General features: G+C 72.9%; 10 protein-coding genes. 4 read left to right on the forward strand and 6 right to left on the reverse strand.

The features are described from left to right. Window positions 1–154: 154 nt before the first annotated feature. A complete protein-coding gene (locus Q7F20_RS16015) occupies window positions 155–646 on the forward strand; it encodes a pyridoxamine 5'-phosphate oxidase family protein (RefSeq protein WP_305741065.1) in 492 nt (163 codons plus the stop codon). A gap of 117 nt (window positions 647–763) precedes the next feature. On the opposite strand, the gene Q7F20_RS16020 is transcribed toward Q7F20_RS16015, so the two are convergent. Beyond that, complete coding sequence (locus Q7F20_RS16020) at window positions 764–2,008, reverse strand: hypothetical protein (protein WP_305741066.1); 1,245 nt, start codon at window positions 2,006–2,008, stop codon at window positions 764–766. Between the two features lie 250 nt (window positions 2,009–2,258). Between Q7F20_RS16020 and Q7F20_RS16025 the strand changes: the two genes are divergently transcribed. After that, window positions 2,259–2,645, forward strand: coding sequence for a RidA family protein (locus Q7F20_RS16025; protein WP_305741067.1), 387 nt, complete (start codon window positions 2,259–2,261; stop codon window positions 2,643–2,645). A 28-nt stretch (window positions 2,646–2,673) separates the two neighbouring features. Here Q7F20_RS16025 and Q7F20_RS16030 read toward each other — a convergent pair whose 3' ends face one another. Genes Q7F20_RS16030 through Q7F20_RS16050 form a run of 5 tightly spaced genes read right to left on the reverse strand, consistent with a single transcriptional unit; the run spans window position 2,674 to window position 7,994 of the window. Continuing rightward, window positions 2,674–4,287, reverse strand: coding sequence for an amidohydrolase family protein (locus Q7F20_RS16030; RefSeq protein WP_305741068.1), 1,614 nt, complete (start codon window positions 4,285–4,287; stop codon window positions 2,674–2,676). After that, on the reverse strand, window positions 4,284–4,946 hold the full coding sequence (locus Q7F20_RS16035) for a bifunctional 4-hydroxy-2-oxoglutarate aldolase/2-dehydro-3-deoxy-phosphogluconate aldolase (protein ID WP_305741069.1): 663 nt from the start codon (window positions 4,944–4,946) through the stop codon (window positions 4,284–4,286). The genes Q7F20_RS16030 and Q7F20_RS16035 overlap by 4 nt, the downstream gene beginning before the upstream one ends. 17 nt (window positions 4,947–4,963) lie before the next feature. After that, on the reverse strand, window positions 4,964–5,941 hold the full coding sequence (locus tag Q7F20_RS16040) for a sugar kinase (protein WP_305741070.1): 978 nt from the start codon (window positions 5,939–5,941) through the stop codon (window positions 4,964–4,966). After that, window positions 5,938–6,780, reverse strand: a complete 843-nt coding sequence (locus Q7F20_RS16045; RefSeq protein WP_305741071.1) for an IclR family transcriptional regulator — start codon at window positions 6,778–6,780, stop codon at window positions 5,938–5,940. Before Q7F20_RS16045 ends, Q7F20_RS16040 begins: the two co-directional genes overlap by 4 nt. Continuing rightward, window positions 6,780–7,994, reverse strand: a complete 1,215-nt coding sequence (locus tag Q7F20_RS16050; protein ID WP_305741072.1) for an alanine racemase — start codon at window positions 7,992–7,994, stop codon at window positions 6,780–6,782. The genes Q7F20_RS16045 and Q7F20_RS16050 overlap by 1 nt, the downstream gene beginning before the upstream one ends. A 156-nt stretch (window positions 7,995–8,150) precedes the next feature. Here Q7F20_RS16050 and Q7F20_RS16055 point away from each other — a divergent pair, with 156 nt between their 5' ends. Beyond that, a complete protein-coding gene (locus tag Q7F20_RS16055; RefSeq protein WP_305741073.1) occupies window positions 8,151–9,554 on the forward strand; it encodes an MFS transporter in 1,404 nt (467 codons plus the stop codon). Window positions 9,555–9,688: 134 nt separating this feature from the next. Beyond that, window positions 9,689–10,465 carry an endonuclease/exonuclease/phosphatase family protein gene (locus tag Q7F20_RS16060; protein ID WP_305741074.1) on the forward strand — a complete coding sequence of 259 codons (777 nt, stop codon included), beginning with the start codon at window positions 9,689–9,691 and terminating at the stop codon, window positions 10,463–10,465. Window positions 10,466–10,637: the final 172 nt, after the last annotated feature.

Genomic DNA, 10,637 nt, shown 5'->3' on the forward strand with positions numbered 1-10,637 from the left:
CGCACCGCGCACCGCGCACCGCCCGCCGCCCGCCACCGCCCGCCCGCCCGCCGGACGCGCTCAGCGTCGAGGGGCAGACTGGCCGCAACGGACAGCGCCCCGAGGGCCGGCCGCACGTCGAGCACAACGGGGCGCACGACGCGAGAGGAGCACCATGACCGACACAGAGGCAGACCAGCGCGCGGCCATCTCGGACATCGTCCACGGAGCCCACACGGCACTCCTGACGACCGTGAGCGAGGACGGCCACCTCCACGCACGACCCCTCGCCGTGCAGGACAAGGCGTTCCACGGCACACTCCGCTTCCTCGTGCAGGACGGGAGCGAGAAGGTCGAGGACATCGCCCGGAACCCACACGTCAACGTCGCGATCGAGTCGCAGGGCGGGTACCTGTCGATCGCCGGGACCGCTACCGTCAGCCAGGACGACTCGGTCATCGACGAGCTGTGGTCCCCGTTCGCCGAGGCGTGGTTCCCGGACGGCCGGAAGGACCCCTCGATCCGACTCCTCACCGTCGAGGGTGACTCGGTCGAGTACTGGACGCAGGACACCGGTCCGGTCGGCAGCCTCGTGCAGACGCTCAAGGCAGCCATCGGCAAGCAGAGCCAGCCGGACACCGGCGACCACGGCACGGTCGAGCTCTAGCCCGGAGACCGGACGCCCGGACCCCTGACGCCCGGCGGCGGACGCCCGGCGCGCCAGCGCCCGGCACGACGACGCCCGGACCCCGCACACCGCGGGTGCCGGGCGTCGTCCGTGTGCTCACGGCGGGCCGAGCAGCCACAGCACGGCGACGAGCACCGGCTGCCCGAGCACGGCGCAGACCACGAGGGTCCACCGCATCCAGGGCCTCGACACGAGCTCGGGCGATCCGAACAGGGGCGCGAGCGGCATCAGGAGCCGCGGCGTCGAGGCCATCGGCAGCGACACCGCGAAGATGTAGACCGCGTACGCGGCCGAGAAGACCACGGTCGTGAACCCGAGGCGCCGGGTCGACCGACGCAGCAGCCAGACCGGGTACGACACGAGCAGGAACACCACGATGAGGATCCCGCCGACGCCCAACCACCGGGCGGCGATGAGGAACCACGGCGTGAGCGGCATGAAGTCCACCCGCCCGATGAAGTTCACCCACCAGGACATCTCGGTCTCGAGGTAGGCGTTCGGCGACCCGGTCACGTGCGAGGCGATCACCGGCCAGGCGAACCCGGCGGCCACCATCACGACCCCGGCCGCCACGACCCGCACCCGCTCCACCACGGGGAACGCGTCGATCGAGCGGACCCCCTCCGTCCGACGCGCTCGGACCCACCGCACGAGTGCGACGACCCCGAGCACGAGCGGGATCGCGAGGGCCCCGGGCCGGGTGAACGCGGCCACGACCCCGAGCAGCGTGAGGAGCCCGTACCGTCGGCGTTCGAGCGCGAGGAGCGCGCCGAACACGAGGGCGAGGAACATGCTCTCGGCGTACCCGACCTGCAGCAGGAACGACAGCGGCCCGCACGTGAAGAAGAAGACCGCCCACATCGCGGCCGCCGACCCCGCACGGTCACGGACGAGGCGGTGCAGCAGGTACGCGGCGACGAGTCCGGCGAGGAGGGCGATCGCCGGTGCACCGACGTCGAACGGGACCCCGGTCGACGCGGTGAGCATCCGGATCGTGAAGGGGAACGCCGGCAGGAAGGCCCACGCGTTCTGGGCCACGTGTCCGGCGGCGTCGAGCGGCAGGGTGGTCGGGTACCCGTGCACCGAGATCTGCTCGTAGTACTGCCCGTCCCACGCCGTCAGGAAGGTGAGGAAGCCGTGGTCGTTGCCCCAGATCGCGTTCGCGGGCAGGGCTCGCCCGATGAGCGGGTACGCGAGGGCCAGCCAGAACGTCGACACGATGCGCCCGCCGGTCCACACCAGGAGCACGGCGGCCCACGCCGGCAGTGCGGTCGCGAGGTCGAGGACACGACGACGTCCGCTCGCGATCGACTCCGTCAGTGCCCCGTCCAGGCGGCTCACCGCGGCGCTCCGCGGTGTTCGGGCATGGCAGAGGGCACGGTACGAGCGTAGACGGCCGTTGCTTGTGTGTCCCTCACGGCTGTGGCCCTGGAGGCGCGACTCGCGTTCTGCAGGCCGGAATGCGTGACGCGGGTGGCCGGGGTCGGCGCGGGGCGCTCACCTAGCCTGGGATCGTCGTCCTCCGGCCGCGACGGCGCGGTCGGTGCCCGTGATGACGTCCGACCCATCCCGATCGACACCGAGGAGCACCGTGCCGAACAAGACCGCCATCGTGACCGACAACGCACCGAAGCCCGCCGGGCCGTACAGCCAGGGGATCGTCGCGAACGGCTTCCTCTACACGGCCGGCTTCGGCCCGCAGGATCCGGCCACGGGCGAGATCGCCGACGACGTCGCCGGACAGACCGCCCAGGTGCTCGCGAACATCGCCGCCGTCCTGGCCGAACACGGTGCCACGCTCGACGACGTGGTCAAGTCGACCGTCCACCTCGAGCACTCCGACCGCGACTTCCCCGCCTTCAACGAGGAGTACGCCAAGCACTTCTCGCAGCCGTACCCGGTCCGGACGACCGTGCAGTCGCACCTGGCGAACATCCTCGTCGAGATCGACGTCGTGGCGGTGCTGCCCACGGCGTGATCGCTCGGCGTGCTCGCTGAGCGAAGCCTCATCGACCCCCGGCGCGCGCACCGCCCGGACGGCTCCACTCCGTCCGTCGGATGCCCGCACCGGGGGTCTCGTGCGTCAGGACGCCGTCGGCCAGCACGGGGACGCCCGCGACGAGGACGTCGTCGATGCCCTCGGCCAGCAGCATCGGTTCGGCGTAGGTCGATCGGGCCCGGACCCGCTCGAGGTCCACGACGACGAGGTCGGCGACCCACCCGGGTGCGACCGCGCCGCGGTGCCCGAGTCCGAACAGCTCGGCCGGCAGGGCGGAGAGGTGTTGCTGGAGCTCCCACCAGGTCAGGAGCCCGGGACGCGCGTAGTCCTCGAGGTACCGCGCGAAGGTGCCGTACGCCCGGGGGTGCGGGTGCGTCCCCACGAAGATGCCGTCGGACCCGCCGGTGTGGCCGCCGTGGCGGAACAGCTCCGCCAGCTGTTCGGGCGTCCTCGGGTGCGGCACGCGCATCACGACCGTGACCTGCAGGTCCGAGGCGACGAGGACGTCGAGCGCGAGGTCGACCGGGTCCGTCCCCGTGGCCGTGGCGGCCTCGGCGAGGGTGCGGCCCTGCAGCGCGTGGAACTCGGGCGCCGGGACGTGCGAGAGCGTGATCTGCTCGGCCCAGCCCGGGCCGAGGTCGGCACGCCCCAGGACCCGCTCGAGCACCGAGGCACGGACGGCGGCCCGGCCACCGTCGACCGCGAGCGCCCGGGCGAGGTCCTCGGCGCCCGGCCGTGCCAGAGCCGCGGGGAGGAGCAGCATCGACAGGATCGTGCAGCCGCGCGAGTAGGGGTAGGCGTCGAAGGACAGCGGGGCGCCTTGGGCCTCGGCGTGGGCGAGCTCCGCCAGGGCGAGGTCGACTGGGGCGTGCAGGTGCGAGACGTGGGCACGGCCACCGCCGGCCCGCACGATGCGGACGATCTCCGCGATGCCGGCGCCGGCGTTCGTCTCGTAGCCGCCGCGCATGTGCGTCACGTAGGTGCCCCGGGCGGCCGCGGACTCGGCCGCGAGGGCGGCGATCTCGTCGGTGTCTGCGTGGAGCCCGGGGACGTAGTCGAGGCCGGTCGCGAGTCCCACGGCGCCGTCCGCCATGCCCTGTCGCACCAGGGCACGCATGGCGTCGAGCTGGGCGGCGTTCGCCGGGGCGGGGTCGTCGCCCGTGACCTCGTGCCGGACGGTGCCGGCCGGCACGAGGGTCGCGACGTTGATCGCGGTCGTGCCGTCGTAGGTCGCGAGCAGTCCCGCGATGCCGCCGCCGCGGTAAGTCGGGTGGGGTCCGTCGATCGCCGCGAAGTACCGTCCGGCCCACGAGCCGTCACCCGGTGCCGGTCCGACACCGTCCTGTCCGGTGACGATAGTCGTGACGCCCTGCCGGAGGAGGGCGAGCTGCACGGTCTCGTCGAACACGAGCGACCCGGCGTGGGAGTGCGCCTCGACGAACCCGGGCACGACGAGCCGACCGGTGCAGTCGACCACCGTGGCGCCGCTCCCGGCCCGCAGGCGCTCGTCGGGACCCCCTCGCTCGACGATCAGGCCGTCGCGGACGAGGACGTCCGAGCGGTGCGCCGTGCCGTCCGTGTCGACGACGGAGCCGCCGGTGAGCAGGACCTCCGACGTCACCGTGCGAGCCCGGCGACGAGTCGCTCGGCGCGGCTGCGAAGGGCCGTCAGGTCGCCGGTCGTCAGCGCGTCACCGACGAGCGGTGACCCGAGGCCGACGGCGACGGCACCGGCCGCCAGGTACTCGGACGCGTCCTCGACGCCGATGCCGCCCGTGGGGATGACGTCGACGAAGTCGAGCGGGGCGAGGACCTGCTTGAGGAACGCGGGGCCGCCGAGCTGCGCGGCCGGGAACACCTTGACCGCGCGCGCGCCGAGCTGCCAGGCGCGGACGATCTCGGTCGGCGTGGCGGCGCCCGGGTACCAGCCGAGACCGCGTTCGTGCGCCCGTTCCCCGATGTCGGCGTCGAGGTGGGGGCTCACCGCGAACACGGCACCTGCTGCGGCGGCCTCGTCGAGCTGTCGTGGTTCGAGGACGGTGCCGACCCCGATCGACGCGGCCGTGCCGTAGCGCTCGGCGGCCCAGGCGATCCCCTCGCGCCAGCGGGGCGTGTTCGTCGTGATCTCGATCGCTCGCACTCCGGCGTCCACCAGGGTTGCGACGACGTCCTCGACGTGGTCGCCCGTGCCGCCGCGGAGGATCGCGATCGCGGGGCCCGCGGCGTGCCGATGCCGGGGGCGGGGCGGGGCGGACGGGTCGGTGCTGGTCGTGTTCGGCATGGTCTTCGTCTCCTCGGTCAGCGGTCGACGCGGTCGTGGACGGCGTGGTCGACGTCCGTGGGGGTGGTCGGGTCGAGCAGTGCGGCCGGGTCCGGTCGACGCCAGTCGCTCTCGACCGTGCAGGCGAGCGCACCGGCGTCGGCGGCACGGTCGAGCGCCTCGGCCGGCGGGGCACCGCCGAGGGCCGCCGCGAGCCATCCCGCGACGAAGGCGTCCCCGGCACCGACGGGGTCGACGACGCGCACCGGGGTCGCCTCGCGCCGCAGGAACACGCCGTCCACCGACGCCACCGCACCCCGGGAGCCGAGCTTGACGACGGCACGACCCCGGCCGAGGGCGGCCAGCTCGTGCGCGAGCGTCTCGTCGTCACCCTCGTCCTCACCGAGCCCGAGCACGAGGCGGGCCTCGTCGTCGCCGGCGAACACGATCGACGACCGTGCGGCGACCGCCCGGTAGCGCGATCGCGCGGTGTCCGGGTCGATGAGCTTGGGTCGGTGGTTCACGTCGAAGGACACCGGGACACCGGCGGCCTCCGCGCGGTCGAGCGCGGCCTCGACGGTGGCTCGGGCGTCGTCCGAGAGGGCGAGGGTGATGCCCGTCACGTGCAGGAGCGCAGCGCGTTCGACGGCACTCGCCGGCAGGTCGCTCGCCCGCAGCGCCGATCCGGCCGACCCCCGGCGGTGGTAGGTCACCCGGGTGCGCCCGTCGGCCAGGCGCTCCTTCATCATGATGCCCGTCGATCGATCGGGGTCGGGCACCGTGACCACGTCGACGCCCTCGCTCCGGACGTCACGCGTCACGCGGTCCCCGGCGGGGTCGGTGCCGACGCGGCCGATCCACGTCGTCGGGACCCCCGCTCGGACGAGGCCGATCGCGACGTTGCTCTCGGCGCCGCCGGTGTCCACCCGCATGTGGTCGAGGTCGGGGACGGCTCCCGTGTCCCCGCCCGTCAGGAGCAGCATCGTCTCCCCGAACGTCAGGACGCGGCCGGTCACCGGGTGCCCTTCGCCAGGGCGAGTTGGGCAGACGACGAGCCGAGCGCGACCGAGATCTCGAGCGCGGTCCGGACGACGCCGTCGCCGAGTTCCCGAACGGCCGCTGCGGGGAACCGGGACGCGAGTCCCGAGATGCTCATGGCCCCGACGACGTGGTTCGCGTGGTCGAGCACCGGCGCGGCGACGCAGCGGATGTCAGGTTCGTTCTCGCGGTCGTCGATGCCGTAGCCGCGACCGTGGGTCCGATCGATCTCGGCACGCCAGCGGTCGTCGTCCACGATGGAGTGCTCGGTCATCGCCGTCGCCGGCTCGGCGAGGACCCGGTCGAGCAGCTCCGGCTCACCGAACGCCACCATCGCCTTGCCCGACGCCGTGTTCCGCATCGGCAGGCGGTTGCCGATCCGCGACCCCATCCGGACCGTTCCCCGCGTCTCGACCTTGTCGACGTAGACGATGTCGGTGCCGTCCGGCACGACGAGGTGACAGGTCAGCCCCGTGCGTTCGGCGGTCCGTCGCAGGAAGGGGGCAGCGGCCGCACGGAGGTCGATGCCCTCGAGGTAGCTCTGCCCGAGCAGCAGTGCGCCGAGCCCGAGGGTGAAGCCGGCGTCCGCGGTGCGCCGCAGCAGGTCGTTCTCGAGCATCGGTGCGGTCAGGCGGAGCACGGTCGACTTCGAGGTGCCGAGCTCCGTGGCGAGCGCCGACAGCGACACCGAGGGCTCGCCGTTCCGGGTGCGGTCGGCGATGGAGTCGAGCAGCCGCAGGCCGCGCCGGAGCGACAGGGCGGCGTTCCGCGCCGGAGCGTCATCGGCGGACGGGACGACGGGGGTGGTTGCGCGCATCAGAACCACGTCGCGATCGTCTCGACGACGGTCTCGTCGTCGTCGATGACCGTCACCTGCCGCCATTTGTCGAAGACGGTGCACGGATGCGAGATGCCGAACACGACGACGTCGCCGGGCGTCAGCCCGGGTGCCCCGTCCGCCAGCGCGAGGTAGCAGTGCTGGTCGTCGAGGCGGGTGACGGCGACCGCCCCGGGAGCCGGGGCGACGGGACGGACGCCCGCCATGCCTCCTGGGCCGCCGTGGCGGACCGAACGGACCACCGGCAGTCCCTCGTCGAAGGAGATGTCCCGTTTGCCGACCGCCACCAACGCCAGGCCGGGCTCGGGGCACGACGTGACCCGTCCCCAGACCTCGATCGCGGGCAGGAGCGCGCCCTCCTCCGGATGACGGCCGAAGGGGGTGCGCTCGGCGTAGAAGCCGTCGTCGTGGGTGAGGGACGCGCCGGAGCGGAGCAGCACGTCGAGGTCGTCGGGGCGCGCGGCGACCGCGTCGACCACGCCGTCGAACCAGGCGCTGCCGCCCATGCTGAGGAGGGCGCGCGGGGCGACGACCAGCGGACGGACGTCGGCCGCGACGGCGAGCACGCCCTCGACGTACACCCGGGCTGTCTGCACGTCGGGCAGGCCGCCTTCGTACCCGGCCACTCCGCGGAGCGACAGTCCGCGGTCGTGAGCGAGCTGCGCGAGCTCGCGAGCCTGCTGTGCGGTGCGGACCCCGGTACGTCCGCCGGGGAAGCCGACCTCGACGACCACGTGCAGGTCGCCGTCGACCGCGTCCTGTGCCGCGCGGCCGGCCTCGACCCCCGCGGGGGAGTCGACCCAGCAGAGGACGTCGGCGTCCGCGTCGGCGGTGCGGCGGGAGGCGAGCCACGCCAGGCCGGTGGGGTCGAGGACCTCGTTCGCGACGACGATGCGGCGGATCCCGTGCTCCCACGCGACCATCGCCTGCTGGACAGAGGCGACCGTGACGCCCCACGCGCCGGCGGCGACCTGACGTGCGGCCAGCGCCGGTGCCATGTGCGTCTTCATGTGCGGTGCGAAGAGCAGGCCGTGCCGCTCGACGTACGCCTGCATCACCGCGGTGTTGTTCGCCAGGGCCGACTCGCGCAGCGTCATCACCGGCAGGTACGCGTGGTCGAGGACGTGACGGCGCTCCGGCGCTGCCGGGTCCGGGGCGCCCTTCGTCGTGACCGTGCCGGGTCTGGTCGTCATCGATCCTCCTGTGCGTCTGCAGTGCCCCCACGCTCCCGGTCGCCGGGGTCCGGGGGCAACGCGCTCGTCCTGCTCATTCTGCGGTGCAGAACGCCATCCCGTCAGCGCCGATCCCGGACGTCACGGAAACCGATCGGGCATAGCATTTCCGGTGCGATGACGACGACGATGACGACACGACCACGGGGGAGCACGGCCGTCGCCGTGCTCGTCGCCGGGACCTTCTTCATGGAGCTCCTCGACGGGACCATCCTCGCCACGGCGGCGCCCGCGATGGGGCGGGACCTCGGCGTCGACTCGGCGGCGATCGGCGTGGCGATCACGGCGTACCTCGTCACCCTCGCGGTGTTCATCCCCGTGAGCGGGTGGTTGACCGACCGGATCGGGTCACGGACGGTGTTCGCAGGCGCGATCGCCCTCTTCACCCTCGCCTCGGCGCTGTGCGCCCTCTCGACCGGCCTCGTCGAACTGACCCTCTGGCGCATCGTGCAGGGGCTCGGCGGGGCGCTCATGGTCCCCGTCGGCCGGCTCGTCGTCCTGCGCAGCGCCGGGCGCGACCAGCTCGTCACGGCCATCGCGATCCTGACCTGGCCGGCCCTCGCCGCGCCGATCATCGCGCCGTTCGTGGGCGGCGTGCTCGTCGACACCCTGTCGTGGCACTGGATCTTCCTCATCAACATCCCGCTCGGGGTCATCGCGCTCGTCGCCGCGCTCGTCCTCGTGCCGCAGGAACGCGCGTCCGAACGAGTGCCGTTCGACTGGTTCGGCTCGCTGCTCGCCTGCTTCGGCCTCGGGTCGCTCGTGGTCATGGCGTCCCTGCTCGCCCTCGACCGCGTGCCGGTGTTCGCGGTCGTGGTCTCCGGCATCGTCGGGGCAGTCTGCTGCTGGCTCGCGATCTGGCACTTCCGCCGGGCTCCGCACCCGATCATGGGACTCGACTCGTTCCGGCTCGAGACCTTCCGCGTGTCGCACGCCGGGGGCAGCCTGTTCCGCCTGGCCGTCTCCGCCGTGCCGTTCGTCCTGCCGCTGCTGTTCCAGGACGCCTGGGGGTGGAGCGCCGTGCTCGCCGGGTCCGCCGTGCTCTGGGTCTTCGTCGGCAACCTCGGCATCAAGCCCATGACGACGCCGTTCCTCCGCTGGTTCGGGTACCGGCCGGTGATCATCGTGTCGAGCGCGGTCGCGGCGCTGAGCGTCGTGGCGATGGTGTTCATGACCGAGGACACCCCGTTCTGGCTCCTCGCCGTGCTCCTCGTCGTGAGCGGCGCGGCGCGGTCGGTCGGCTTCACGGCGTACAACACGATCGCGTTCGCCGACGTCGAGCAGGCCGACATGACCCCGGCGAACACGCTGTCCTCGACACTGCAGCAGACCGCGGCCGGGTTCGGCGTCGCGGTCGGTGCGGTGGTCATCCGTGCCGCGTCAGGACTCGGCGGCTCCGGCCCGTACGACGCCGCGTTCTTGGTCATCGCCGTCCTGCTCGTCGTCGCGTGCGTCGAGGGCGTCCTCATGAGCCGCACGGCCGGCGAGACCGTCCGTCCCGCACGCCGCGTCCGGGCCTGACGGCGCATCGTCCGTTCTCCCCGCGGTCACACGCACGAAACCCGGGCCGCGCTACAGTCTCAGCAACAGTCCGCGGAGGCCGAGTACGGTTGCCGCGGCAGGGCGATGAGAGACGCCCGGAACAGGAAGGCAGCATGGCCACGCCAGAGCAGCAGGGGACGATCACAGCCGAGACGGCCGTGGAACCGACCGGGTTGCGCGTCGTCAGCTACAACCTCCGCGAGCACACCGCGAACGGCGAGCTCGCCGCCCTGGCCGAGGCGTCGCAGGCCGACGTCATCTGCGTGCAGGAGTGCGACAGCAACGACCTCGCCCCGTCGGTCGCCGGCCTCTCCCTCGCCGCGTCGACCAAGGCGAACCGACTCGGCCTCGCGATCTACAAGCGCGACGACCGGTTCGAGGTCGAGGACTTCAGCATCCACTCCCTGCAGAAGTCACTGCACGACCGGGTCCTCGCGCCCGCGCACGAGCGCCTCATCGCCATGCACCTGCGCGACAAGGAGGTCGACGCCGAGGTCATCGTCGCGTCCTTCCACGCCTCGCCCCTCACCGCGACGAACTCCCTCCGCCGCAAGCAGATCGAGGCCGCGCACCAGTTCGTCCGCGAGCTCTCGAACGACGCCCCGGCGATCATGGTCGGCGACTTCAACTACCCGTGGTTCCAGACGAACCTGCGCCGGAAGATCGAGCAGCACGGGTTCGCGCTGTCGCTCTCCGACCAGCCGACGTACCTGCGTTACCGCAAGTTCACGGGGCACTTCGACTTCGCGACGAGCGTCGGGCTGCACATCGCCGGCGTGGAGACCCTGCCCGCGGGCATCTCCGACCACCGCCCGATCCTGGTGCGTGCGCACTACGAGCACCCGGGCGCGACGGGCGCCGTCACGACCGTGGAGTCCCCGACCGCCTGACGGGCCGTTCTCGGCGCGTGGGTCCGGTCGCGTGGGCGGCGCGTGCCCAAGCCGCACGGCATGCCGCGCGCTCGGCGCCGAGGTCGCACGAAACGCCGCGCGCGTGGCGCGGAGGTCGCGCGAACTGTCGGGCGCGCGGGCGTGGCGCAGCAGATTGCGCGACCTCGGCCGA

Source organism: Curtobacterium sp. A7_M15, assembly GCF_030705415.1.
Taxonomy (GTDB): Bacteria; Actinomycetota; Actinomycetes; order Actinomycetales; family Microbacteriaceae; genus Curtobacterium.